Below are 24,212 nucleotides of genomic sequence, written 5' to 3'. Positions count from 1 at the left end.
TTCCTCGTGTCCGCCGAGTTTAACGTCTCAACGCCGCTTTTCGCCCCGTGTAAGGCGGAGGAAAGCGGCCCGGCGTAACGTTTTTCGAGACAACTCAAGCCGTTTCGCACTCTGGAGGGTGAGCTTATGCATACTCGACAGCTGGCGGCTCTGGCGCTTGTCTTTGCCCTCAGCCCTGCCTGGGCGGGCAGCGGCATTCTAGGCATGGACCACGTCGTGCCCTACGACAACAGCGGCATCTGGAAACGCAGCAACCAGGAAATCCTGCTCTACGGCACCGTACTGTCGGTCGCCGGCGGCGCCATCTGGCTCGGCGACAACGACGAGTTCGGCGACACCCTCTGGCGTTCCGTGGATTCGATGGCCGTCACCGCGGCCGGCACGCAGGTGCTCAAATGGACGTTCCAGCGCGAGCGCCCCTCGCAAACCAGCGATCCCAACAAGTGGTTCCAGGGCATTCATAACCAAAGCTTCCCCAGCGGCGAGGTCGCGGCCGTGTCGGCCGCCGTCACGCCGATCATCGCCAGGTACGGCAGCGACCATCCCACCGTGTACCTGCTGGCACTGCTGCCCGCCTATGACGCCGTGGCGCGCGTCAAGACGCACGGACACTGGCAGAGCGATGTGGTGTTCGGCGCGGCCATCGGCGTCGGCGTGGGGCTGTGGGCGTCGCACCGGGATTCACCGTGGATCGTTTCCCTGCTGCCTGGCGGCTTCCAGGTGGGCTACGTGCACCACTTCCACTGACACGCCGCGGGATTCACGCCAGCGACACGCTGGCGTGACGTGACGATGACGTCAACGATGCAGGTCGCCCGAGGCTTCGGGCTGGTATTCGATCTCCAGCACGCGCAGCTGGCGGCGACGGCCGTCGGGCGTGGGCCATTCGATAGGCTGCCCCACCTTCAGGCCCAGCAGCGCGCTGCCCACCGGCGCAAAGATCGACACCGTGCCTGGCACGCCCGCACCGGATGGATACACGAGGGTGATGGTGAGTTCGTCCCCCGAATCGTCGTCCTTGAAGGTGACGACGGAGTTCATGGTGACCACATCCGCCGGGATCTGCACCGGCTCCATCACATCCGCCCGGTCCAGTTCGCCACGCAACGCCTCGTACTGCGCCGCCTGCGCCGGCGGCATGCGCTCCAGCAGCGCTTCGATGCGCTCCAGGTCGAGCGAGGAAATGACGATGGGTGGCTTGCTGCTCATGGCGACTCCTGTCGTTCGGCGGGCGGCGCATCGACCGCATGCTGTCGCAAAAGACGACGCGCCGGGACGGTGCCGCCCCAGCGCGCTCATTCCTTCGCTGTTTGTCGTTCATCCCGGGGTGTCGCGGCGCGATTGACGCTGTCCGCACGATCGACCATCAAAGATGAAGCCCAAGCGACTTTGGACGCTTCGATACGCAAAAGCAAGCTGCCATAACAGTTATCATAATGAGACATGCCCGAGAATCTCGCAGCCACGCAGACCAGCCTCCCCGTTCCACCAGCCGGCGAGGAGGCGCGGGATCCAGGGTCACCGACGGAATCTTCACGCGAGCGTTATCGCGGACTGATCTGGCTGGTCGCCGCCGCCTTTTTCATGCAGGCGCTGGACTCGACCATCGTCAACACCGCCGTGCCCGCCATGGCCGAGGCGCTCAACGTCACGCCGCTGGGCATGCGTACCGCGCTCACCAGCTATGTGCTGACGCTGGCCATCTTCATTCCGGCCAGCCCTTGGTTGTGCGACCGCTTCGGCACGCGGCGCATCTTCGCCGCTGCCATTGCCACCTTCACCATCGGCTCGCTGTTGTGCGGCATCGCGCAGACCTTGCCGCAGCTGGTGGCCGCACGCGTCCTGCAGGGCCTTGGTGGCGCGGCGCTGATGCCGGTCGGGCGCTACGTGCTTGTGCGCAGCATCGACAAGCGGGAATTCGTGCGGGCGATGAGCACCGTCGCCACGGTGGGTCTGCTCGGTTCGGTTTTGGGCCCGTTGCTGGGTGGCGCGCTCGCGGAATACACCTCGTGGCGACTGATCTTCCTGATCAACGTGCCCGTGGGCCTGGTGGGCATGTGGATGAATCGCCGCGACATGCCTGACTACCGGCTCGACGACGTGCACCCGTTCGACCTGTTGGGCTTCCTGTTGTTCGCCGCGTCATCGGCCATGTTGCTGACGGCGTCCGAAGTGGCCAGCGGCGGTGGCGGCCAGTGGGCGCGGATCGCCATCTACGGCGTGCTCGCCATCGTGTTCGGCGCAACCTACGTGTGGCACAGCCGCCGCACGGATCACCCGGTGGCGGACCTGAGCCTGCTGCGCGTGCGCAGCGTGTGGGTGTCGCTAGCCGGCAACCTGTTCACGCGCCTGGGCGTGTCCGGCATGTTCCTGCTGCTGGTGCTGTTCCTGCAGGTCGGTTGCGGCTGGTCGCCGCTGATGGCCGGCCTGATGATGGTGCCACAGGCGTTGGGCTCCATTGCCGCCAAGTGGGGCATCAACCGGCTGTTGCAACGCTTTGGCTATCGCCGCCTGTTGTTCACCAACACCTTGATGGTGGCGGTGCTGTTGGCGTCGTTCGCGCTGCTCGGCAAGGGTTCGCCGATGTGGCTGATTGCCTCGATGGTGTTTGTCTACGGCGGCTTCATGGGCATGCAGTACACGGCCATGAATACGCTGATCTACAACGACCTGGACGTGAAGTTCGCTTCACAAGCCTCGTCCATGGCATCGACGGCTCAGTACCTTTCCATGAGTTTCGGCATCGCGCTGGCCTCGCTGCTGATGGAGGCGTTGCTGCAAGGGCATGCCCATGCCGACTACATCCCGGCCTTCCGCTGGACCGTGCTGCTGCTGGCCATCGTGACGGCCACGGCAAGCTGGGTCTTCAGCCGCCTGCAGAACGAGAGCGCCCCTCGATCGGAAACGGCACCCGGTTAGCGCCACGCCCCGCATTGAACATGTAGCATGCTCCGGATCCAATCACGGGGCCGCTACTGTCCATGCACCACGCCAGCGACATCCTGTTCACGCTCTTCATCGTCTTCCTCGCGGCCCAGATCGGCAGCGAGGTGGCGCAGCGCCTGAAGCTGCCCGGCGTGGTGGGCGAAATTGCCGCCGGCTGCGTCATCGGCCCGTCCGTGCTTGGCTGGATCACGCCTGATCAGGTCGCGGCGGGAACACCGCTGGACGTGCTGTCGGAAATCGGCGTGGTCCTGCTGCTGTTTTCAGTAGGCCTGGAGACCCGCCTTGAAGACCTGAAGAAGGTCGGCAAGGTGGCCTTCCTGGTCGGTGTACTGGGCGTGCTGGTGCCGTTCGGCATGGGTGGCGTGTGGGCCCACGCCAGCGGATTCGACTGGAGCCGCTCACTGTTCATCGCCGCCGCCTTCGTGGCGACCTCGGCCGGCATCACCGCGCGCGTGCTGCAGGAACTGGGCGCACTCCAGCGTATCGAAAGCAAGGTGATCCTGGGCGCCGCCGTCATTGACGACATCCTGGCCATGCTGCTGCTCGGTGTCGTGGTATCGCTGCAGGGCGGCGAAGGTATCGACGTGGTCCACCTCGTCGCCGTGCTCGCGGGCGCCATCGGCTTTATTGCCATCATCGGCGTGGGCGGTGCGCGCGTGATGCGCTGGAACTCCAGCTGGCTGGACAAGCCACAGAGCCCGCATTCGGCGCTCGCCATCGTGCTGGCGCTGTGCCTGGGCCTTGCCTATGTGTCCACGCTGTTCGGGCTGGCCGCGATCATCGGCGCGTTCCTCGCCGGCATGATCGCCTCGGAGACGCGCCAGCAGCACACGCTGGAGAAACAGACGCAGCCGTTGCTTGCCCTGCTCACGCCGTTCTTCTTCGTCATCACCGGCAGCAAGATCGACCTGCAACAGCTGGCCAACGGCGACGCCGCCGTCATGTTGCTGGTAGTTACCCTGATCGCCATCGCCTCGAAGCTGATCGGCGGCTTCCTCGGAGCGCTCTCGCTCGGCACGCGCGGCGCGACGGTGGTGGGCTTCGGCATGGTGCCGCGTGGCGAGGTCGGCGTGGTCATCGCGAGCCTGGGGCTGTCCGCCGGCGTTTTCACCGGGCGCATCTACGCCATCATCGTCGCCATGTCGTTGTTGACCGCGATGGTGACGCCGCCGGTGCTGGCATGGATGCTGCGAAAGTCGCCGGCAGTGGGCGACGACACGCGCTGATCACGCGTTTGATGCTGCCCTGGCCCATGCGCGCCCGGCGCTGAGTCGAGCCGGATGCCGCCGCGAGGACGGCATCCGGTCATGACCGGTCAGAGCTCGACGACGTCGAAGCGACGATCCGGGTTCACGTCTTCCTCGTAGTTCACGTCGTTGCGGCCAAAGCCGAACAGGTGCAGGAAGTCGTTCTTGTATCCGACGTAGTCAGTGAGCTGGTTCAGGTTCTCAGTGGTGATGGTCGGCCACAGCGCCTTGCATTCCTGCTGCACGTCCTCGCGCAGCTCCCAGTCGTCCAGGCGCACGCGGCCATCGCTGTCGGTTGCCGTCGGCTGATGATCCTTGCGGTACAGGCGATCGCGGAACAGGCGGTTGATCTGCTCGATGGTGCCTTCGTGGATGCCCTTTTCCTTCATGACGCGGAAGGAAATGGCGATATAGAGCGGCAGCACCGGAATCGCCGCGCTCGCCTGCGTCACCACCGACTTCATCACGCCCACGTAGGCATCGAGATGCTCGGCCTTGTGCTCGGCCACCAGTTGCCTGGCGGTGTTGTCCAGGTGCTGCTTGGCCTGGCCCAGCGTGCCGTGCCAGTACATCGGCCAGGTGATTTCCGTACCGATGTAGCTATAGGCGATGGTCTTGGCATGATCGGCCAGCACGCCGGCATTGCTCAGCGCGTCAATCCAGAGCTTCCAGTCCTCGCCGCCCATCACGGTGACGGTGTCCTTGATCTCCTGCTCGGTCGCCGGCTCCACCGACGCCTGCACCACGGTATCGCGGTTGGTGTCGATCGAGTTGGCCGTGAAAGTCTCGCCGATGGTCTTGAGCGAGGAGCGCACCACTTCACCGGTGTCCGGCAGCTTGCGTACCGGCGAGGCCAGCGAATAGACGACCAGGTCGATCTTGCCGCCCATCTCGTTCTTGATCATCTCGATGGCGCGTTCGCGGGTTTCGTTCGAGAACGCGTCGCCATTGATCGAACGGCTATACAGGCCCGCTTCTTTGGCGAGCTTGTCGAATGCGGCGGAGTTGTACCAACCGGCCGTGCCCGTCTTGGTCTCGCTGCTGGGTTTCTCGAAGAACACGCCCAGGGTGGCCGCACCGTAACCAAAGGCCGCAGTGATGCGCGAGGCCAGGCCGTAGCCGGTGGAGGCGCCGATCACCAGCACGCGCTTGGGGCCTTCGCCCAGGTCGCCCTGCGCCTTGGTGATGTTGATCTGTTCGAGCACGTTGCGCTCGCACCCGACCGGATGGGCCGTCACGCAGATAAAACCACGCACCTTGGGGTTGATGATCACTCGAGGACTCCTGGAAGGGCATTGCAAACCACCATAGTAACCCGCGGGCCTTGCCATGCGCTTCCGTAGGGACGCCTGAAGCCCAGGTGGGCCAAGCCTTGGGCGGACGGCAAAAAGCGCCGGCAAAGCAGTAGTTTTGCGGTTCGTTCCTACAGACCAAAGCCTTACGATCCCTGCACTATGACCCCCGAAACACCGGGCATGGAGCGCCGGTCCGTGGGATCAACGGCAGCATGTGGCAAGAGGACGTCGGGCACCATGGCTGATAGCAGGCACAAGACACTGACCCGTCGTGCCCTGGCCAGGTCTGTTGCCGCTCTCGCCTGTGCGGTGGCCGCCGGCTGCGTCCATCAGCCCGCCAAACCCTCCACCCCATCGTCCTCGACGGCCATGCCCGGCGCATCGAGCGCGTCGACGGAACCCAGCGCCAGCGGCACCACGCCAGCTCGCAGCGACAACGCGGCGCTCGACGCCCTGCGCCGACTCTCCCTGCTTCGTCCCTTCGAAGGTGGTATCGACACGCCGTTGGTCCACAACCAGATCCACGGTTACGTGATGATCGATGCGGCCAACTACACCAACCACGGCCTGGGCGAAACGCAGTTCTCGATCCGCCGTGCGGACCTCAGCCTGCTGCACGACCTGGGCTTCGGCTGGCTGTTCTACGCTGATGCGCAGATCGTCGACCGCAACCTGGAATTCAAGGACGTCTACGTCAGGAAGCAGACCTCGACCTTCGGCGTCGTAACCATCGGCAACCAGCAGGAGCCGTTCGGACTCGAGCAATACGGCAGCTTCCGCACCACCACCTTCCTGGAGCGCGCCACCACCAACGCACTGGCACCCAGCCGCAGCGTCGGCATCACCTCCAGCGACTTCCGCGGCCCCTGGATATGGAGCTATGGCTTCTTCACCGCCGGCACCAAGGACGAAGGGCGCACCCAGCGCGGCGTCGCCCTCACCGGCCGCCTTGCCTATCTGCTGAAAACCGACAGCGGCCTGTATCACCTGGCGCTCGACTACTCCTCGCGCCGTGCCGGGCCGAACAACGACCAGCACTTCAAGTCCTCGCCGGAAGTGGCCCTTTCGTCCGGCGACGATTTCCTCGACACCGGGAGCATCACCGGCTCGAACAAGGTGCAGCGCTACGGGCTGGAAGCCGCCCACGTGAACGGCCCTTTTTCCTGGCAGGCGGAATACATGGAAGCCCACCTGCAACGGGACGACGGCCTTCCGCCCCTGCGCTTCCGCGGCTGGTATGGCTATGCCAGCTGGATGATCACCGGCGAAAGCCGTGAGTATCGCGAGAGCAACGCCACCTTCGGCGCGGTCGTGCCCCATGTCTCATGGAACGGTCATGGTGGCGGCGCGCTGGAAGTGGGCGTGCGCCTGAGCATGACCGACCTCAATAACCGCGATGTCGTCGGCGGCAAGGAAACCAACCTCTCCGTCGGGGTGAACTGGTATCTCGATAAGTCCGTCCGCCTGTCCGCCAACCTTGTACGTGCGATCGACCTGAACAAACCCGGCGACCCGAGCAGCGGCAAGCACCCTTCGGCCATCGTTGGACGTCTTCAGTACCAGTTCTGAGCGCCTTCCCCTTTGTGTTCCGGCGCGATGCCGATCAAGGTACGCCGGCACGCGGTTGACGCCCTGTCGTCAAATGCGAATAATTCTCAATATTATGAAACTCCAGTCTGGCTCAAGACCCTGACGTGATCACCCTGCTTGCCCTGCTGTGGACCCTGTCGGGCGCCGTGCTGATCTATCTGGCCAGCGCGCAGCAACGGCTGCGCGCATGCGCCCTGCCGGCGGCGGCCCGGCATGCGGGATGGTTGCTGGTGATCGCGGGAACGGGCTGCTGGTGGTACGACGCGGGCATGGGCCCCGGCATGGCGGCAGCGCTGACTCTGCTGATGTTCACCTGGGTGGTCCTGCCTTACGCGGCATGGTGGCGCACCGCCGCCGCGGAAGCCGGGGAATGATCGCGCGCTGCCTCGCCGGCACGGTGCTCGGTTTTCCGCTCGCGGCCCTGTTGCTCGCCTTGTTGCTGCACGTGCTGCCGCGCCACGGCGACGCCTTCCTCATTCCGGGACTGATCCTGTTCTTCCCGTTGTGGACGGCATTCATGGCTGGCGCCTATCTGTTCCGCAGCGGCGCCCGTGCGTGGCTGGTGATGGGTGGTGCGAACATCGTCGTCTTCTCGACGTTGTGGCTGCTGCGCCTGCCGGCTTGATACAGGGACGTCGTCGATGAAAGCCGCCACCATCCGCACCTTCCAGACGGTGCACACCTGGACCGGCCTGCTCGCCGGTTTCGCGCTCTTCGTCGCTTTCTATGCCGGCGCGCTGACCGTGTTCCACGACGACATCGCCGCCTGGCAGAACCCGCCGTGGCGTGTCGCCACGGATTCCGGCGTATCGATGGATGCGCTGATCGAGCGCCTGCTTGCCCGGCACCCCGGTGCGCGGGATGACTTCGGCGTCGTGTTGCCGCGCGACAGTTCGCACGCGGCCTACGCCTATTGGCAGGACAAGGACGGTGCGCGCTTCGCCACCGCCAGCCAGATGGAGGCGCCACGCACGGATGCCTCCGAGAACGAGCTTGCCGATTTCATCTACGCGCTGCACGACTCGCTGGGCTTGCCGGTGATCGGCCTATACCTGATGGGCATCGTCAGCGTGCTGTACGGCCTGGCGCTGGTGTCGGGCATCCTCATCCATCTTCCGCAACTGGCGAAGGACTTTTTCGCCATGCGCGTGGGGCGCAACCTCAAGCGGCTCTGGCAGGACGCGCACAATGCCATTGGTGTGATCAGCCTGCCGTTCCACGTCATCTTCGCGGTCACCGGCGCGCTGTTCTGCCTGTTCACCATCACCCTGGCCGCACTCAACACGGTGGCCTTCGACGGCAAGCTGTTCGAGGCTTTTGCCCGGGCGACGGAAACCACGCCGGCCATCACCCTCAGCGGCACCCCCGCCACCATGCTGACGACCGATGCGCTGATGGAACTCGCCCGTGCCGAAGCCCTGAAGAACGGCGTGCGCACCTTCGAACCTGACTACATGCACTTCGTGCACTACGGTGATCGCAACGCGGTAGCCGAGGTGCGTGGACTGTCGCAGCACACGCTGGGCTCCTACGGCACGGTGGCGATGTCGGCGCATGACGGTACCGTGCTGGCCACCTATGTGGGTGACCGCTACAGCCTCAATGGCATCAGTTATGCCTCGTTGTTTGGCCTGCACTTCGGCAGTTTCGGCGGGCGCACGGTGCAGTGGTTGTACTTCATGCTCGGCCTGGCCGGTGCCTTCCTGTTCTACTCGGGCAACCTGTTGTGGATCGAGTCGCGCCGCAAGCGACGCCATGTCGACCAGCCGCGCAAAACCCGCATCATGGCGCGCGCCACCATCGGCGTCTGCATCGGCACCTGCCTGGCGATCACCGGCGCGTTCGTGGCGACATGGATCGCCGTGCGCATGGATGTCGATGCGGGCCTGCCACAACGGGTGGCCTGCTATGGCCTGTTCCTCGGCGCCTGTGCCTATGCCTGCCTGCGCCCGGTCGCGAAAGCCACGATTGAATTGCTGGGGATAACCGCTGTGGCGACCGTGGCCATGGCACTGATCGACCTGGCCACCAACATGGGTGCCATGGCGTCATCGTGGTCGCCGCTCGCCTGGCGTGTGATCGGCGTCGACCTCACCGGCATCGCGCTGGGTATCGTGTTCGCGCTGTTTGCCCGTGCCGCGGCACGGCGTGCACGCGATGGCGACGCGAACAGCGTGTGGTCATCGCGCGCACCCACGCCGTCCGCGCCGTGACCAGCGCTATCAATCGCAGCGGCCAGCCCGGCGCGCTGTCACATGGGCGATGGTCGCCCGTCCGCGGGGACGGGGCCACGGCTCAATAGGCCATGCGAACCGCATGGGATTTTGCCGCCACTGGCGCTTCCCCCAGCAACGCGATCTCGTCCCAGACGGTGTCCTCCTCGCCATCGGCGAGCAGTTCGTAGGCGGTGCGTCCGCTGAAGGCATTCTGGTGGCGACACATCCAGCGCACGGCGCGCTGTCGATCCCCCAGGCTCTGCACCAGCATCGCGGCAAGCGTGCCATGGCGTTGCTCCAGCATGATGAAGGCGCGCTCCATCACGTCGTCACGCAACGCGTTGATCTGGGCTAATTCGGTGGCGACGTCCTGAAACCTGATCGTAACCTTGCGCATGCGCTCACTCCCTTTCCCCCACGCCGTCCGTCCATGCCGCCCAGGTCGCGCCGCCTTCGAGGGAAAGCTGCGCCCGGGTTCCTGTCGCTCTTCCCTAAGCCACGCCTTGCTCGATGCGCCATGACCGCTGACCCTTCAAGCGATCATGACGCGGCCCGATCATGCGCAAGCAAATGCTGAATTGGCGTGAATTCCAGGGGCGCATCGTCTAATACTTTTGGAGGGTCACCCGCCGGTCCCATCCCGCCTTCAACACGTGCGCGACGCAAGCAACGCCGCCAGCCGTTCCATGGATGCATGGATGTCGTCCACCGGCGTGTCGCCATAGCCGAACAACAGGCCTTGCCGCTGGCGACGCCCTGCATGGAAGCCGCTGATGCCGTAGAGCGCGATCGATGCCGCGCGGGCTTTCGCGATCAACACATCCTCGTCCACGCCCTTGCGCAGCACGGCCGCCATGTGGATGCCCGCCACCGGCGCGATGGGCTCCATCCAACGTGACAGCGGACCGCCCAGATGTTGCAGCAAGGCCTCCCTGCGCTGCGCGTAATGCTTCTGCATGCGCCGGACATGGCGACCGAACTCGCCATCCAGCATGTAACGCCCCAGTGCCATCTGGATGAGGCTTGATCCGTGCCAGTCGCTGAGTTGCCGGGCCTTGAGGAAAGCCGCCGCCAGCGACGGTGGCGGCACCACGTAGCCCGTGCGAAGCTCGGGGAAGATGGTCTTGGAGAACGTGCCGACATAGGCCACCACACCGCTGCGATCCAGGCTCTTGAGCGATTCGACCGGCCGGCCTTCGAAGCGGAACTCGCCGTCGTAATCGTCCTCGACGATCAACGCGCCACGGCGTGACGCCCACTCCAGCAACGCCACCCGCCGCTCCAGGCTCATGGGCATGCCCAGCGGAAACTGATGCGAAGGTGTTACATAGACCAGCCGCGCATCGTCGGGAAGCTCGTCGACACACAAACCTTCCCCGTCGACACGCACCGGCTTCACCCGCGCACCCTGCGCCAGCAGGCAGCCGCGCGCGGGCGGGTAGCCGGGCTCCTCCACGGCGACCGTGTCACCGGGTTCGATCATCACGCGGGCGGCCATGTCGATGGCCTGCTGCGCGCCCTGCGTCACGATTACGTCCCGCCAGTGGCAGGTGACACCGCGACTGAAACCCACGTAGCGCGCGATGGCCAGCCGCAATTCCTCCTCGCCGGCCGGGTCACGATAGAAGCCCCGGCCACGCGCCTGCACGCGCAGCGCATGGGCCACACACTTGCGCCACGCATCCATGTGGAAAAGCGACTTGTCGGTCACGCCGCCCAGGTAGTCATAGCGAAGACGTTCCGAGAACACCGGCATCGACAGCGCCTCGGGCACGCGTTGCCAGATCCGCGCCGCCCTGGGCGCCACCGCTCCCCGGGTCCGCGCGCGCGGCGGCATGGCAGGGAGCCCCTCGGCCACGAAGGTGCCATCGCCCTGCCGGCCGGCAAGAAAGCCCTCGGCGATCAGCCGCTCAAATACCTCAAGCGTGGTCTTGCGCGATACGCCCAACTGGCCCGCGAGATCGCGCGTGGAAGGCAGGCGCGCGCCCGCGGCGAGGCGCCCGTCGACAATCGCCGCGCGCAACTGCTGGTAGAGCTGGCCGGCCAGATCCCTGCGCCCGGCGATGACAAGCTGGATATCCATCAGTGGCTACCTCAAATATCCAGAAAATGGACATTCAACAAGGCCAGTGGAAAGTCTAGCCTGATCCCCGACCCATGAAACCCCTACCGAGGATCAAGCCATGAACCAGCGTCTCGATTACGACAAGGCCAGCCCCGAAGCCATCAAGGCCATGGTGGGCCTGGAGCAGCGCATCGGCAAAAGCAGCCTGGAGAAATCGCTCGTCGAACTCGTCCGCCTGCGGGCTTCCCAGATCAACGGTTGCGCCTATTGCGTGGACCTGCACTCGGCGGATGCTCGCAAGGCGGGCGAGAACGAGCGCCGCCTGGCCACGCTCAGCGTGTGGCGCGAAACGCCGTTCTTCACCGACCGGGAGTGCGCTGCGCTGGAGTGGACCGAGTCACTCACCCTGATCGCCGGCAACCACGTTCCCGACAGCGTGTGGCAAGCCGTGCAACCTCACTTCTCCGAACAGGAACTGGCGGACCTTACCCTGCTGGTCATCGCCATCAATGGCTGGAACCGCTTGGCGATTGCTTTCCGCAAACTGCCGGCATGAGTGGAGGGACGCCATCATGACGACCACGTTTTCGCGCGCCGCGTCCACCGTGTTTTCGCTGATCGCGGCTTTCGGTCTCGCCACCACGGCGTTCGCGCACGACGGTGGCGAGGAACATGTCCAGCCACTGATGAAGCAGCCACTGCCCGACGTGCCGGGCAAGGACGTGATGATGGCCACCGTCACGCTCGCCCCGGGACAAGACGCGGCACCGCATCTGCATCCGGGCTCCATCGTTGCCTACGTGCTCGACGGTGAGGTGGTATCCCAGCTCGAAGGCCAGCGGCCCAAAACGTATGCGAAGGGCGAGAGCTGGTACGAACCACCGCGCGCCCATCATCTGGTCACGCGCAATCCAAGCCGGGCCAAACCGGCGACACTGCTCGTATGGGCCATCGTGGCGCCGCAGGATCCGATCAAGCTGCCGCTACAGCAGACCTCGTCACGCGCGCCCGCCCTGCCCTCACTCGCGGCGCACTGACGGGACGTCAGGGCTGGCGAAGAATATCCAGGATCTTCGCCAGCACTTCGTCGTTGAGATACAGCTGGTGGCCGTCCTTCACAATGGTGGTGGAAACGGCACCCGGAATCACTGCGCTCTTGAGCGGCACGATGCCATCGCCGGGCGGCGTCGTGCCAGGCAGGTCACCGGCGAACGTGTAGTAACGCACCCCGGCGGCGGGCATCAGCGACTGCGCCGCGCGACTCACCGGCTGCGCGGCACGCAGCGTGCTGATGCTGCTCAGCCCGTGGCTGGCATAGTCCTGCGCCAGGAGCGGGTTTTCATGGGTGCCGTTCTCGGCGACCACGCGATGCAATGCCTCCAGTTCCGGCGCATGGGCATGCACGACGCGCAACGCCAGCCATCCGACGAAACTGTCTGCCAGTGGACTGCCCAGGTGCGGCGTCGCCAGGAAGATCACGCGTGACACGCCGGGGTAAGGATGGAAACGGAACACCGAGTCGAGCGTGGCGATGTCCGCCGGCGTGCCCTTCAAGCCCTCCGGCGGAATGTCGAATACCGCCTTCCACACCACATCGTTGCTGTCGGACACCATCAGCCGGGAAATGACACCTCCCATGCTGTGCCCGACCAACACCATGTCCTGATGGGCCGGTGCGGTGCCGTCGGGATCCAGGACTTGCCACGCACGGTCCATCATGCGCTGCACGTACATGCGGTTGAGCAGCACCGGCGTGTTGGTGGGATAGACGATGTGCCACACCTGGTAACGGGCACGCAGCTCCGGCGTGCCATCGATGAGGTTGGTCAGCCGTGCCCAGATCAGCGGGCTGCGCCCCAGGCCGTGCACCATGATCACCGGCGTCTTGGCCGGGTCGTAGTCCTGCAGCAGGTAGAGCCCCTCTTCCTGCGCGAACTGGCTTCCACCGAGCAGGTTCCACAACGCCAGCCGGTTGATGTGCGAGCGGTCGAACAAGGCGGCATACGGCGCCGAAAAGTCGCTGGCCAGCGGCACGCTGCGATGGCCGATGGCCATTTCCGGATGCTTGCGCGTGCCCGTCACCACCAGCTGCGCGACGCCGTCATCCCCAGGCTCCACCCATGCCGTGAGTGCCCGCGTGACGCCATCCGGCGGATAGAGTTTGCAGATGGGCCGGTCACGACACGGCGCCCGCCATCCCACCAGTGGCACGCCGTAGCCCGGTGTGGTGAAGCGTTCGCCCATCACGGGCGGCATGGTCACCTCGTCCGCACGGCCCAGCACCACCGGCCCGTCGTCCAGGCTGTCGGGCAGGTCGCGGAATACCACCCGCAACGGCTCGTCCACCACGCGGATGGTATGCGGACGCCACGGCACCGGCTCCTGATCCAGCAGGTAGCCCACCAGCTCGTGCGTGCAGTTGTCGGCCATGGCCTGCGCCTGCTGCTGGCGCGCCGCGTCGTCGGCCTCCGACGCGTGGTAAGCCAGCATGGCGCAATGCATCCAATTGCGCGCGGCCATGTCCTTGCGCTGGATTTCCGCCGCATCGCGCCACAGGCGTTGGGCGACGACCAGTGAATCACCTTTCTCCGGGGCACCGGTCTTTACCGCGCCACTGCACGCCGCCAGCAGGGCCAGGCCCGCGAGCCACGCGTAGCCCCACCAAGGACGCGAACGTGGCTTGCCGGAAGCAGGTGAGCGGTACATGCGGGCACTCAATCGCCGGAGAGATGGCAGACAACGCAGGCCGTTCTGCATGGCCCACGGCCGTAGGAACGCGGCGCCAAGCTACGACATTCGCGCCGTTTGCGCACCACCCTTTTGAACGCGCCGCCGGCCCTACGCCCGGCCGGCCGCGTCGCGGATGTCTGCCACCTCCAGCATCGGCCGTGGTGCCCCATGCCTCGCCACCGACAGCATGGCCTGCCCGATGTCCACCGTGCTGAGGATGTGGCGCGGAAAGAGCCGCCGCAGCACGGGAAACAGTGGCCGCAACAATGTGTAAAGCAGTCGGTATGCGCCTGTCTTGGAGCGCTCGCCGTGGACGGGCTCGATGAAGCCCGGCCGGAACAGATACACCGCGCGCAACGGCAGTCGCTGCAAGGCGTTCTCTGTCCGCCCCTTCACCCTGGCCCACATGCTGCGCCCCTGCTCGCTGGCATCCGTGCCGGCGCCGGAGACGTACACGAACACCATTGCCGGATTCAGGCGGGCCAGCGTGCCCGCCGCGGCCAGGGTCAGGTCATGGGTCAGCCGGGTGTAGCGCGGCTCGTCCATCCCGCCCGCGCTGACACCCAGGCAGAAGAAGCAGGCGTCATAGCCCTTGAGCGCCGGCTCGATCGACGCGTAGTCGAAGAAATCCGGATGCACGACCTCCCGCAACTTGGCATGGGTCACGCCAAGCGCGGATCGCCCTACCACCAGCACCTCGTCCACGTCGGGTGCCGCCAGGCATTCGCGCAGCACGCCCTGGCCGACCATGCCGCTGGCACCGAACAGGATGATCTTCATCGCCTGGCCTCAATACGCGGGAAACGAAGGAGTGACGTCCTTGCCGGCATCGGTGGACAGGCTCACCTCGCGCCAGCGCTCCGTGGCGGCGACGCGCTCCTGCTCCACCAGGCTGAAGTAGTGCATGGCATCGCTGCCCAGCAACAAATGCAGCGGCGGCCGTTCGTGGTAGGCAAGCTTCAAAACCACCTGCGCCACGCGCGCCGGATCACTGGCCTCCTTGCCCTGATGGTCGCGGATCAGTTCCCGGAACGCGCCCACCGAGGCTTCGTAGTCCGGCAACAATTCACCCAGCGTGCTGTTGGCCTCGGCGCCCCAGCCCGTGCGCATGCCGCCCGGCTCCAGCGAGCAGAGGCGGATACCCAGGTGGGCGACTTCGGCGGCCACCACTTCGGTGAAGCCACCCACGGCCCACTTGGCCGACTGGTAAGCGGCAAGCCCCGGCGTACCGATGCGTCCACCCACCGAGGAGACCTGCAGGATGTGCCCCGACCGTTGCGCACGCATCACCGGCAAGGCCGCGCGCGTCAGGTTCACCACGCCATGGAAGTTCGTCTCGATCTGCGCGCGGAAACCGGCGTCGTCGCTCTGCTCGAACGGCATGGCATGGCCGTAGCCGGCGTTGTTGACCAGGACGTCAAGACGTCCAAACGCCTCTACCGTGAACTGCACCGCCGCCTGCGCGGCGTGGGCGTCGGCCACGTCCAGCGCGACGGCACGCACCTGATCGCCGTAGCGCTGGACCAGATCGGCCAACTGCTCCGGCCGGCGGGCCGTGGCCACGACTTGATCGCCGTGCGCCAGCGCAGCCTCGGCGATGTCGCGGCCCAGGCCGCGGGAACTACCAGTGACAAGCCAGACTTTCGACATGAGGTTTCTCTTTCGAATATTGAGTGCTTACACACTCATTAAATGGATACAAAAGAATCAGCTCTTGCTGATCGCATTCCAGAACGCCTCGAAGCCCGCCGCCCGGTACGGCTCGGCCCGCTTCGGTTCCCGCTCGATAAAGCTGATCGTGGCCTCCGCCATGGCAGACAACAACGCCCCGACGAAGGCCGGCGCCATCTCGCGCAGCACCCCCTTGGCCATCGCCTCCCGCAGCATCTCCTGCACGCCGCCAAACGGAGCGGAGCCCACGGTCTTGCTGTCCTCCGTGATGCGCTCGGACACCGTGAGCTGGGCCATCACCTTGCGTCCTTCCGGATGGGCCACGCCCCAGTCCACATACCCGTTCCAGGCGTGGCGGGCCCGCTCCCGGGCACTGGCCCGATGCGGGTAGCCCTCCAGCATCTGCTCCCGCAACCCGCTTTTCAGCGTGAGGTAGAGCTCGTTGAGCAGCACGTCCTTGCTCTCGAAATAAGTGAACAGGGTGCCCTCGGCCACGCCCGCCATGCGGGCGATCCGTGCGGTCGGCGCGCTCGTGCCCTGCTCCGCGAACACCTTGGTTGCGGCCTCCAGGATGGCGTTGCGCTTGTCTTCGCTGCGGGGACGGGCCATGGGGCAAGGATCAATAATTGAGTGTGTACTCAATCATATGTTCACCCGACCCCGCTTTCAAGCCCCCTCCTCAGAGCAGGCTCTCGATCGGCAGCAGACCGCCCGCGTTCACCTTGAAACGGCGCCACCAATTGGTTTCAGGTGCCGTGCCGTAGCGGATCATGGGCTGCCCCGGTTCCTTGCCCTGCCAGTAGACCTTGCCGCTGTCGTCCAGCAGCACCCGATAGCTGTGGATGGGCTGGGTCGCGTCCGCGAAGATCGCCAGCAATGCCCGGGCGAGCTCGGGCGAATCCACGATCACGCCGTCCTCGGTATTGAGGTGCACGGAACGCGGGTCGAGGTTCATCGAACCGACGAAGGCGTGCTGCTCGTCCACCACCATGGCCTTTGCGTGCAGGCTGTTGCTGCCCGTCGACGATCCGAAGAAATGGCTGCCGTGCCGGCCGCGCCGGACATCGGGCTTCAGTTCGAAGAGCTGCACGCCGGCCTTGAGCAGCGGCACGCGATACGACGCATAGGCCACGTACACATTGCCGGCATCGGTGGAGGCCAGCGAATTGGTCAGCACGCCCACGGCGACGCCGCGTTCGCGCATGCCCTGCAGATAGGCCACGCCCTTGTTGCCAGGCACGAAGTACGGCGAGATCAGCGTCAGGCGATGCTGTGCGCCGTCCATCCAGGCGCGGATCTGCGGTGCCATGTGCAGGTCCTTGCCGCCCGCGTCGGGGTTGCCCTTGTCGGGGTCATCCGCGAGATAGATGGTTGGCCCCCAGGCCCAGTCGGTGGCGGGCGCCTCATGGGCAAGGTCGCCGACGCGCGCGACCAGGCTCTGTGCGTAACTGCCCTGGCTGAATCGTCGTGCATGCGCGGCCATGTCCTTGCGCAGCTGTTCCAGTTTTTCCGGCCCAGGCACATGGCGATGGAACGCCCCGATGGGATAGGACAGGTCACTGTTCCAATAGCGGTCGAACACCTGCTCGACCTGTGCCACCACGGGACCGACCGCCAGCACGTCCAGGTCGCGGAAGTTGACGCTCTCGTTGGCATCGAAATATTCGTCACCGATATTCCTGCCGCCGACGATGGCCATGGCGCCGTCGGCAACGAACGCCTTGTTATGCATGCGCCGGTTGAGGCGCGAGAAGTCCCCGGCGAATTGCTTGCCCATGCCCCATAGCGACGGGTCGCGCTCGAGGAATGGATTGAACAGGCGTATCTCGATGTTGGGATGGCCATCGAGGACACGCAGCAACTTGTCGTTGCCGGCCACGTGCAGATCGTCCAGCAACAGGCGCACGCGCACACCGCGATCTGCCGCGGCCAGCAACCGCTGCGCCAGCAGGCCGCCGGTCGCATCGCTGTGGAACATGTAGTACTGCAGGTCGAGCGAACGCAAGGCGCGGTCCGCCAGCGCCATGCGCGCCAGCAAGGCGTCATTGGAATCGCTGATCAGGCGCAGGCCGCTGTCGCTGCCATGCCCCACGGTCATGCGCGAGGCGTAAGCCACCAGCGGCGCGTCCGCTTTTACCGGAAGGACGGTGCTGGGAACGCGCGGGTAATCAGGGCGAAGGTCCGAGTGGGTGCAACCGGCCAGGGCCAGCAACGCGAGGCAGGCAAGGCTGCGCCACAAGATGTTGGCCATGGTCCCTCCTTGGGATGGACTCTGTGGGAGGTGGTGAGCGGGCGCAAGAGTGGCGCTTGGCCGGGGAGACGCCACAACGCTTGCCGCCATCCTACCTATCCGTCATTCCGGCGCAGGCCGGAATGACGGTGAGGGAAACCGGCCCGCCCCATCACACCGTCACTCAAGGCCGATCAACGCCCGAAGGTAATTTCCTTGCCTTCGTGGTCGCGATCCCATCCGCGCAGCTCGTCGCGGATGTGCGCTACGCGCTGACGCCCCAGCGCATTGCGCTCTTCGTCCAGTACCTGGCCGTCCAGCAGTTCGGCCAGACGCTGCGCCGTGGGCAGCATGGCGTCCCACGCATCGAGCGCGGGGATGGGGGCCGGCAGCGTCATGAAGAAGCTCAGGCCCGGCGTGCGCAACGCGTCGACACGGCTCAGGTCGAAATTGCCGGGCTTGACCATGTTGGCGATGCTGAAGATGGGGCCAAGCTCGCGCTTGCCGTCCACGAGGCGGTGGTAGATGCCCATGTCGCCGAACTCCAGGCCCGTCTTCTCGGCGGCCACGATCAGGTCGGCGCCGTGGAATACGTTGCCTTCGCGCGCCACCACGAACAGCGTGACGATGCGCTCGACCGGCATGCGTTCCGGGCGGCGGCCAACGTCGGAGCGCGGCGGCACGCGCGGTGCTTCCGGCGCAGGCGCGGGTGCGGGCGCAGCAACGGGAGCCGGGGCCGGCGCGGGGGCCGCCACCGGCTCGGGCTCTTCCGCGCGCGGCAAATGAACGTGCTCGGCACCGGTCGCCTGCGCCAGGCTCTGCTCGAATTGTTCCGGCGGTGCGCGCAGCGCATCGACGATGGACGCAGCGATACCCTGCGGCCTGGGCTTGCCGACCGGCGCCGGTTCGACGTGTCCCTTGTCGCCGGCCAGCGTGGCGCCCAGGCGCTCCAGTTCTTCGCGCAGGCCGACGTCCAGCTCACCCTGATGCGGTTGGCGCTCGTCCAACGGATCCATGTGGAAATCGTCGCGTGCGCTGAAGGATGGCTCGTCGAGCGCGTCGCCTTCCCCGCCGAAGGTCGGCTCGCGGCGCTCGCCCGTCGGGTTCGGCACCACGCGCCGCTTGCCCTGCTCCTTCTTCGGCTTGCCGAACAACCACATCGCCGCGAGAACGATCAGGCCAAGGATGAGCATCGGAATGCCAACGGCGGCATTCCAGGCGAAAGCGAGTACGGGTTGCGCGGTCATATCCATGAAATCCTCAAGCTGCGCCCGCAAGTTTAGCTGCTTCGGCGAGATCCACCTGCACCAGTCGCGACACGCCCGGCTCGCGCATGGTCACGCCGCACAGCTGGGAGGCCGCTTCCATGGTGGCCTTGTTGTGGCTGACGAAGATGAACTGCACCTTCTCGCTCATCTCCTTCACCATGTTGGAGAAGCGGCCCACGTTGGCCTCGTCGAGCGGCGCGTCCACCTCGTCCAGCAGACAGAACGGCGCAGGGTTGAGGCCGAAGATGGCGAACACCAGCGACACCGCGGTGAGCGCCTTTTCGCCACCCGAGAGCAGCGTGATGTTGGACACGCGCTTGCCCGGCGGGCGCGCCATGATGGCCACGCCGGTATCGAGCAGGTCGTCGCCGGTGAGTTCCAGATACGCATGGCCGCCGCCGAACAGGCGCGGGAACAACTCCTGCACGCCGGCATTCACGCGGTCGAAGGTTTCCTTGAAGCGCTGGCGCGTTTCGCGGTCGATCTTCTTGATCGCCGCCTCCAGCGTTTCCATCGCGCTGGCCAGGTCGGCGAGCTGGTTGTCGAGGTAGGTCTTGCGCTCGCTCTGCTCGGCATGCTCCTGGATCGCGGCAAGGTTCACCGGCTCCAGGCGGACGATCTTCTGGCCGATGTCGACCAGCTGCGTGCGCCACTGGCTCGCGTCGGCGTCTTCGGCCAGCTCGGCCAGCAGCGGCTCCAGCTCCAGGCCGGAGGCGGTGATGGCTTCGGCCAACTGCTCCGCACGCAATTGCAGGGCCTGCGCCGCCAGGCGCTTCTGCGACAGGTTTTCGCGCAGGCCATTGAGCAGGTGCTCGATGCGCTGGCGCTCCTGTTCCAGGCGGCGGAATTCGCCGTCGCAATCGTCCAGCGCACGGCGTGCGTCCACCAGTTGCTTGTCGACCAGCAGGCGCTGGTCCAGGTAGGTCTGGCGTTCGGCTTCCAGCTCGGCGATGGGGTCGGAACCGGCCGCCAGCTGCTCGGCGATCTCGCTGCGGCGCGCGTCGATCTGGCGCAGCTGCGTTTCCATGCGGGACAGCGACTGTTCCAGCGACGTCAGCGAGGAGCGCTTGGATTCCATGGACAGCGCCAGTGCGTGCGCCTGATCCGCAGCCTCGCGTGCATTCATGCGCGCTTCCTCGCGCGCTTCCAGCAAGGCGCGACGCTCGTTTTCCAGCTCGCGGCGCTGATCTTCCAGGTCGCCCATGTAACCCACGGACTCATCCAGGCGGGCGCGCGCGTCGCGCGTCTGCGTCTGCAACTCGTCGAGCTGGGTGGTCAGGTCGCCAAGTTCGCCAGCAACCTTTTCCGCACGGGCGCGCGCGGTTTCCATCTTGCCGCGATGACTCTGCACCTGCCCGGCCAGCTCCGACTGGCGGCGGTGCGCGTTGTACAGCTCGCGCTGCGCATCGTCGCGCGCGCGCTCGGCTTCGAACTTGCTGGTACGCAAGTCGTCCAGCGTATTGGTGGCTTCCTCGATGCGCTCTTCCAGCGCCAGGATCTGCTCCGCCAGCGTGCGCATCTCACGCTCGCGCGCCAGCACGCCCACCTGGTTGCCCTGGGCACGACGCACGCGCGCCCAGCCCGGGCCCAGCCATTCGCCGTTGCGGGTCATCACCGACTGGTATGGCGCCAGCGCGGACAACCCGGCGACGACCTGGTGCGCGTGCTCGATGGAGTCGGCCGTCAGCACATGATTGAGGATGGACAGCGCCGCTGCCGGCCCACGCACGTGTGCGGCCAGCGTGCCCGCGGTGTTGGCGCCGCCCTCGGCTACGTTGACCAAGGCGACGTCGGCATTCTCGAGCGCGCCGAACTCGGCCGCCAGCGAGTGGGATTCATCCACCAACACCGCGTCGAGGAAGCCGGCAAGCGCGGTTTCGACGGCCGTTTCCCAGCCCGCTTCCACCTGCAGCGCCTCGCCAAGGCGACGCGACTTGTCCAGCCCCAGGCGGGCGAGCCAGCCACTGGCGGCGCTTTCCTCCTGGCCGAGCGCCGCATGCTGCAAGGCTTCCAGTGAAGCCTGGCGGCCGCGCGCGGTCTGCAGCTGCTGGCGCGCCTCGTTGAGCGAGGACTGCACCTGGCGCTCTTCGTCGAGCACCTTCTCATAAGCCGACTTGTGCTGGTCCAACAGACTGCCCAGCGATTCGACGCGCTCGCGCTGTGTATCGTGCTCGGTATGCAGCTGTTCGGCGGCGGCATCGAGCGCGGCGATGTCGGTGGCCTTCTGCTCGGCCTCCAGCGTTTCGCGGCGACGCGACAGGTCCACAGCCTGGCGGTCGAGGTAATTGAGCTTGGTGCGTTCCACTTCGGCCGCGCGGCTGGATTCGCCCGCGGTGCGCGTGTGCGCGTCCCAGCGCTGCTGCCAGTCGGCCAGCTTGGTTTCGGTGTCGCGCAGCGACTCGGACGTATCGTCCTGCATCTGCTGCAGCGCTTCGAGCTTGGGCTCGCCTTCGGCCAGCGCCATGCGCAGCGTTTCCACCTGCGTGCGGTCGTTGCCGATGTGCTCGGCCAGTTCCGCGTGCTCGCGCTCGGTCTCGCCCTGTGCGCGCTGCAGGCGTTCGGCGGTTTCGCGGTTGAAGCGGACCTGCTGCTCGACGCGGGCGATCTCGGAGCCGACCTTGTACACCTCGGCCTGCACCTTGTTCAGGTGCTCGGTGGCGTCGGTATGGCGCTCGCGTATCGTTTCCATCTGCGCCTCGTGATGGCGCTGCGTGGCAACGTGCTTTTCGATCTCCACCTCGGCCGCGTTGAGCCCGGAGCCTTCCTTGTCGTGCTGGCCCTTCAGGCCGCGGTACTCGAGCGCGCGCAGCTCGGCTTCCTTGCGCGTCTGCTCTTCCTTCAGCGCCTTCCAGCGCTCGGCGGCACGGGCCTGGCGGTTCAGGTGTTCGAGCTGCTTGTCCACCTCGTCGCGCACGTCGCGCACGCGGTCCAGGTTCTCGCGGGTGGACTTGATGCGGCTCTCGGTTTCCTTGCGGCGCTCCTTGTACTTGGAGATGCCGGCGGCTTCTTCCAGATGCGTGCGCAGCTCGTCGGGCGCTGCCTCCACGATCTGGCTGATCATGCCCTGCTCGATGATCGAGTAGCTGCGCGGACCCAGGCCGGTGCCGAGGAACAGGTCGGTAATGTCGCGGCGACGGCAGCGCGCGCCATTGAGGAAATACGCGGACTGGCCATCGCGCGTCACCTGGCGCTTCACCGAAATCTCGGCGTACTGCCCGTATTCGCCCTGGATGGTGCCGTCGGCATTGTCGAAGATCAGCTCGACCGTGGCCTGGCCCACCGGCTTGCGCGCGTTGGAGCCGGAGAAGATCACGTCGGTGAGCGAATCGCCGCGCAGGCGGCTGGCCGCGCTTTCGCCCATCACCCAGCGGATGGCGTCGATGATGTTGGACTTGCCGCAACCATTGGGCCCCACCACGCCGGTCATATTGGTCGGCAGATGGAGGGTGGTCGGGTCCACGAAGGACTTGAAGCCGGCGAGTTTGATCGTGGTCAGGCGCATGCGGGCGTCAGCAGCCAAAGAGAGTGGGGCCCGGGATGATCGGGCGATGGGTCACTGTGCCAAACGCAGGTCCCTGTCGCAATGCGTTTCGGCCATATGTTTCACTTTAACACTGACTTGTAAGTCAATGTTATGAAAGGGTTTACTTTCTAAACCAATATCGTCATTCCTGCGAAAGCAGGACAAACGCAGTGCAGAACGCCCAAAGGACGGCCCCGTGAGGGGCGAGCGAAGCGAGTCATCCAGCGCCGTTTGAGCCACAGGAAGCCGAAAGCTACTGGGTCCCGGCATTCGCCGGGACGACGCCGGGCGAAGGAACAGGCTTTATTCGCCCGGCGCCTTCGCGTCGATGGAAAGCGCGTGGATGCCGTTGTCCATCAAGCCCTGCAGGGCGGCGTACACCAGACGGTGACGCTTGATCGAGAGCTGGCCGGCGAAAGCCTCGCTGACGATGCGCACGTGGAAATGCCCCTTCCCTTCGTTGGCGTGCCCGGCGTGCTTGTAGCCCTCGTCCAGCACCTCCAGCGCGGACGGGGCGAGCGCCTGCTGCAGGCGCTCGCGGATCTGCTCCACCATCGCCGCGCTCATGGCAGCGCTTTGCGGAACGGCTTGATGCTGACGCTGGCGTAGACACCGGCGGCAACGTAGGGATCGTCCTTGGCCCAGGCTTCCGCGTCGGCCTGCGAAGGGAATTCGGCCAGGATCAGGCTGCCGCTGAAACCGGCGGGGCCCGGATCTTCCGCGTCGATGGCCGGGAACGGGCCCGCGATCATCAGGCGACCCTCGTCCAGCAACTTCTGCAGGCGCTCGATGTGCGCCGGGCGGGCGCCCTTACGCTTTTCGAGCGAATCAGGCACGTCCGTGCCGACAATCGCATACCACATGTCCAACTCCTGGGCGGTCCGAGCCGCACATTGTAACGTGGCCGCGGGTTCGGGCGGCCGATACCGGGCCCGCCGGCCATCATTGGATCGGCTGGAAATCGCCGTCCGCGAGATCGAGCGCATCGGTGGTGAGCTGGCCGCTGGCGCGATCCAGCTTGAACGAGAACAGGCGCGGCGAGGTTTCCGGATCCCCACCGCAGACCGTATCGTGCTTCTCGTGCACATCGACGTTCACTGTGGCGCCATCGGCGTTGTCGACGAGGTAGTCCAGGCAGGTATCCGCCAGCGAGGTCAGCTGGTGTCTGCGGATCACCGCGCCGACCTGGCGGATCACCGCCTCGTCGCCACCGGTTGCCGGCGACACCGCGTCAGGCGCACTGCTCGCCGACGGCAGCAGGGTAACGGGGCCCGTCGGCGTATCCACTTTCAACGGCCCACCGGGCGCCGATGCCGTGGCGTGCTCATCCTGCGACTGCGAGGGTGAGCACGCGACCAGCGCCAATATCACGAATCCGGCCGCCAGCAGGCCGGATGCCTTCCCTCGTACAAACGCGCGGAAAGGCTTCAT

23 protein-coding genes are annotated in these 24,212 nt (G+C 65.9%); 9 read left to right on the top strand and 14 right to left on the bottom strand.

What is annotated here, in order from left to right; translation table 11 throughout:
• Window positions 1-204 precede the first annotated feature (204 nt).
• The gene (locus tag HY57_RS12040; RefSeq protein ID WP_019466744.1) at window positions 205-747 is read left to right on the top strand and encodes a phosphatase PAP2 family protein; all 543 of its coding nucleotides are present in this window, start codon (window positions 205-207) and stop codon (window positions 745-747) included.
• Between the two features lie 51 nt (window positions 748-798).
• On the opposite strand, the gene rnk is transcribed toward HY57_RS12040, so the two are convergent.
• Window positions 799-1,209 carry a nucleoside diphosphate kinase regulator gene (gene rnk, locus HY57_RS12035; protein ID WP_019466745.1) on the bottom strand — a complete coding sequence of 137 codons (411 nt, stop codon included), beginning with the start codon at window positions 1,207-1,209 and terminating at the stop codon, window positions 799-801.
• Window positions 1,210-1,443: 234 nt separating this feature from the next.
• On the opposite strand from rnk, the gene HY57_RS12030 reads away from it, so the two are divergent.
• Window positions 1,444-2,919 (top strand): MFS transporter, encoded by a 1,476-nt coding sequence (locus tag HY57_RS12030; protein WP_019466746.1) that lies wholly within the window; start codon window positions 1,444-1,446, stop codon window positions 2,917-2,919.
• Window positions 2,920-2,981: 62 nt separating this feature from the next.
• Window positions 2,982-4,172 (top strand): cation:proton antiporter, encoded by a 1,191-nt coding sequence (locus HY57_RS12025; protein ID WP_019466747.1) that lies wholly within the window; start codon window positions 2,982-2,984, stop codon window positions 4,170-4,172.
• 89 nt (window positions 4,173-4,261) lie between these two features.
• Here HY57_RS12025 and fabV read toward each other — a convergent pair whose 3' ends face one another.
• A complete protein-coding gene (fabV, locus tag HY57_RS12020) occupies window positions 4,262-5,467 on the bottom strand; it encodes an enoyl-ACP reductase FabV (protein WP_019466748.1) in 1,206 nt (401 codons plus the stop codon).
• Window positions 5,468-5,725: 258 nt separating this feature from the next.
• On the opposite strand from fabV, the gene HY57_RS12015 reads away from it, so the two are divergent.
• The 4 genes from HY57_RS12015 to HY57_RS12000 all read left to right on the top strand — a co-directional run bounded on the left by HY57_RS12015 (window position 5,726) and on the right by HY57_RS12000 (window position 9,291).
• Window positions 5,726-7,057, top strand: coding sequence for an OprO/OprP family phosphate-selective porin (locus HY57_RS12015; protein ID WP_157786201.1), 1,332 nt, complete (start codon window positions 5,726-5,728; stop codon window positions 7,055-7,057).
• 125 nt (window positions 7,058-7,182) lie between these two features.
• Entirely contained in the window at window positions 7,183-7,452 is a 270-nt protein-coding gene (locus HY57_RS12010; RefSeq protein WP_019466750.1) for a hypothetical protein, read from the top strand.
• Window positions 7,449-7,703, top strand: coding sequence for a hypothetical protein (locus HY57_RS12005; RefSeq protein ID WP_019466751.1), 255 nt, complete (start codon window positions 7,449-7,451; stop codon window positions 7,701-7,703). The genes HY57_RS12010 and HY57_RS12005 overlap by 4 nt, the downstream gene beginning before the upstream one ends.
• A gap of 16 nt (window positions 7,704-7,719) precedes the next feature.
• Window positions 7,720-9,291 (top strand): PepSY-associated TM helix domain-containing protein, encoded by a 1,572-nt coding sequence (locus HY57_RS12000; protein WP_019466752.1) that lies wholly within the window; start codon window positions 7,720-7,722, stop codon window positions 9,289-9,291.
• 82 nt (window positions 9,292-9,373) lie between these two features.
• Here the strand turns inward: HY57_RS12000 and HY57_RS11995 are convergent, their stop codons facing one another.
• Together HY57_RS11995 and HY57_RS11990 are read right to left on the bottom strand one after the other, a co-directional pair.
• Window positions 9,374-9,691, bottom strand: a complete 318-nt coding sequence (locus HY57_RS11995; RefSeq protein WP_019466753.1) for an antitoxin Xre/MbcA/ParS toxin-binding domain-containing protein — start codon at window positions 9,689-9,691, stop codon at window positions 9,374-9,376.
• Between the two features lie 249 nt (window positions 9,692-9,940).
• Window positions 9,941-11,377 (bottom strand): PLP-dependent aminotransferase family protein, encoded by a 1,437-nt coding sequence (locus HY57_RS11990; RefSeq protein ID WP_019466754.1) that lies wholly within the window; start codon window positions 11,375-11,377, stop codon window positions 9,941-9,943.
• Window positions 11,378-11,477: 100 nt separating this feature from the next.
• On the opposite strand from HY57_RS11990, the gene HY57_RS11985 reads away from it, so the two are divergent.
• Window positions 11,478-11,915 carry a carboxymuconolactone decarboxylase family protein gene (locus HY57_RS11985; RefSeq protein WP_019466755.1) on the top strand — a complete coding sequence of 146 codons (438 nt, stop codon included), beginning with the start codon at window positions 11,478-11,480 and terminating at the stop codon, window positions 11,913-11,915.
• A 16-nt stretch (window positions 11,916-11,931) separates the two neighbouring features.
• Window positions 11,932-12,396 carry a cupin domain-containing protein gene (locus HY57_RS11980; protein ID WP_019466756.1) on the top strand — a complete coding sequence of 155 codons (465 nt, stop codon included), beginning with the start codon at window positions 11,932-11,934 and terminating at the stop codon, window positions 12,394-12,396.
• 7 nt (window positions 12,397-12,403) lie between these two features.
• Here HY57_RS11980 and HY57_RS11975 read toward each other — a convergent pair whose 3' ends face one another.
• From HY57_RS11975 to HY57_RS11930, 10 genes are all read right to left on the bottom strand, one after another.
• Window positions 12,404-14,065, bottom strand: a complete 1,662-nt coding sequence (locus tag HY57_RS11975; protein WP_019466757.1) for an esterase/lipase family protein — start codon at window positions 14,063-14,065, stop codon at window positions 12,404-12,406.
• A 132-nt stretch (window positions 14,066-14,197) separates the two neighbouring features.
• Window positions 14,198-14,869, bottom strand: a complete 672-nt coding sequence (locus HY57_RS11970; protein WP_019466758.1) for an NAD(P)H-binding protein — start codon at window positions 14,867-14,869, stop codon at window positions 14,198-14,200.
• 9 nt (window positions 14,870-14,878) lie between these two features.
• Complete coding sequence (locus HY57_RS11965; RefSeq protein WP_019466759.1) at window positions 14,879-15,739, bottom strand: SDR family NAD(P)-dependent oxidoreductase; 861 nt, start codon at window positions 15,737-15,739, stop codon at window positions 14,879-14,881.
• A 57-nt stretch (window positions 15,740-15,796) separates the two neighbouring features.
• Window positions 15,797-16,369, bottom strand: coding sequence for a TetR/AcrR family transcriptional regulator (locus tag HY57_RS11960; protein WP_019466760.1), 573 nt, complete (start codon window positions 16,367-16,369; stop codon window positions 15,797-15,799).
• A gap of 70 nt (window positions 16,370-16,439) precedes the next feature.
• Window positions 16,440-18,011: a phospholipase D family protein gene (locus HY57_RS11955; RefSeq protein WP_019466761.1), complete on the bottom strand. Its 1,572-nt coding sequence runs from the start codon at window positions 18,009-18,011 to the stop codon at window positions 16,440-16,442.
• Between the two features lie 173 nt (window positions 18,012-18,184).
• Window positions 18,185-19,237, bottom strand: a complete 1,053-nt coding sequence (gene zipA / locus HY57_RS11950; protein ID WP_019466762.1) for a cell division protein ZipA — start codon at window positions 19,235-19,237, stop codon at window positions 18,185-18,187.
• Between the two features lie 13 nt (window positions 19,238-19,250).
• A complete protein-coding gene (gene smc, locus HY57_RS11945; protein WP_019466763.1) occupies window positions 19,251-22,760 on the bottom strand; it encodes a chromosome segregation protein SMC in 3,510 nt (1,169 codons plus the stop codon).
• 324 nt (window positions 22,761-23,084) lie between these two features.
• Complete coding sequence (locus tag HY57_RS11940) at window positions 23,085-23,348, bottom strand: BolA family protein (RefSeq protein ID WP_038579746.1); 264 nt, start codon at window positions 23,346-23,348, stop codon at window positions 23,085-23,087.
• Window positions 23,345-23,644, bottom strand: a complete 300-nt coding sequence (locus HY57_RS11935) for a YciI family protein (RefSeq protein WP_019466765.1) — start codon at window positions 23,642-23,644, stop codon at window positions 23,345-23,347. The genes HY57_RS11940 and HY57_RS11935 overlap by 4 nt, the downstream gene beginning before the upstream one ends.
• Before the next feature lie 79 nt (window positions 23,645-23,723).
• The gene (locus HY57_RS11930) at window positions 23,724-24,212 is read right to left on the bottom strand and encodes a hypothetical protein (protein WP_019466766.1); all 489 of its coding nucleotides are present in this window, start codon (window positions 24,210-24,212) and stop codon (window positions 23,724-23,726) included.

The organism is Dyella japonica A8 (assembly GCF_000725385.1).
GTDB classification, from domain to species: Bacteria; Pseudomonadota; Gammaproteobacteria; order Xanthomonadales; family Rhodanobacteraceae; genus Dyella; species Dyella japonica_C.
Note: the sequence above shows the minus strand (reverse complement) of the source record. Positions and strands in the feature narration are given on the sequence as shown.

Bases quoted from the DNA above. Each gene is read 5' to 3' on its own strand.
- HY57_RS11990 (WP_019466754.1), bottom strand. From the start codon at position 11,377: ATGGATATCCAGCTTGTCATCGCCGGGCGCAGGGATCTGGCCGGCCAG.
- HY57_RS11960 (WP_019466760.1), bottom strand. From the start codon at position 16,369: ATGGCCCGTCCCCGCAGCGAAGACAAGCGCAACGCCATCCTGGAGGCC.
- HY57_RS11930 (WP_019466766.1), bottom strand. From the start codon at position 24,212: ATGAAGCCTTTCCGCGCGTTTGTACGAGGGAAGGCATCCGGCCTGCTG.
- HY57_RS12000 (WP_019466752.1), top strand. From the start codon at position 7,720: ATGAAAGCCGCCACCATCCGCACCTTCCAGACGGTGCACACCTGGACC.
- HY57_RS12005 (WP_019466751.1), top strand. From the start codon at position 7,449: ATGATCGCGCGCTGCCTCGCCGGCACGGTGCTCGGTTTTCCGCTCGCG.
- HY57_RS12015 (WP_157786201.1), top strand. From the start codon at position 5,726: ATGGCTGATAGCAGGCACAAGACACTGACCCGTCGTGCCCTGGCCAGG.
- HY57_RS11965 (WP_019466759.1), bottom strand. From the start codon at position 15,739: ATGTCGAAAGTCTGGCTTGTCACTGGTAGTTCCCGCGGCCTGGGCCGC.
- HY57_RS11995 (WP_019466753.1), bottom strand. From the start codon at position 9,691: ATGCGCAAGGTTACGATCAGGTTTCAGGACGTCGCCACCGAATTAGCC.
- HY57_RS11935 (WP_019466765.1), bottom strand. From the start codon at position 23,644: ATGTGGTATGCGATTGTCGGCACGGACGTGCCTGATTCGCTCGAAAAG.
- HY57_RS12040 (WP_019466744.1), top strand. From the start codon at position 205: ATGGACCACGTCGTGCCCTACGACAACAGCGGCATCTGGAAACGCAGC.
- HY57_RS11955 (WP_019466761.1), bottom strand. From the start codon at position 18,011: ATGGCCAACATCTTGTGGCGCAGCCTTGCCTGCCTCGCGTTGCTGGCC.
- HY57_RS12030 (WP_019466746.1), top strand. From the start codon at position 1,444: ATGCCCGAGAATCTCGCAGCCACGCAGACCAGCCTCCCCGTTCCACCA.
- HY57_RS11940 (WP_038579746.1), bottom strand. From the start codon at position 23,348: ATGAGCGCGGCGATGGTGGAGCAGATCCGCGAGCGCCTGCAGCAGGCG.
- HY57_RS11970 (WP_019466758.1), bottom strand. From the start codon at position 14,869: ATGAAGATCATCCTGTTCGGTGCCAGCGGCATGGTCGGCCAGGGCGTG.
- rnk (WP_019466745.1), bottom strand. From the start codon at position 1,209: ATGAGCAGCAAGCCACCCATCGTCATTTCCTCGCTCGACCTGGAGCGC.
- HY57_RS11985 (WP_019466755.1), top strand. From the start codon at position 11,478: ATGAACCAGCGTCTCGATTACGACAAGGCCAGCCCCGAAGCCATCAAG.
- HY57_RS11980 (WP_019466756.1), top strand. From the start codon at position 11,932: ATGACGACCACGTTTTCGCGCGCCGCGTCCACCGTGTTTTCGCTGATC.
- zipA (WP_019466762.1), bottom strand. From the start codon at position 19,237: ATGACCGCGCAACCCGTACTCGCTTTCGCCTGGAATGCCGCCGTTGGC.
- HY57_RS12025 (WP_019466747.1), top strand. From the start codon at position 2,982: ATGCACCACGCCAGCGACATCCTGTTCACGCTCTTCATCGTCTTCCTC.
- HY57_RS11975 (WP_019466757.1), bottom strand. From the start codon at position 14,065: ATGTACCGCTCACCTGCTTCCGGCAAGCCACGTTCGCGTCCTTGGTGG.
- smc (WP_019466763.1), bottom strand. From the start codon at position 22,760: ATGCGCCTGACCACGATCAAACTCGCCGGCTTCAAGTCCTTCGTGGAC.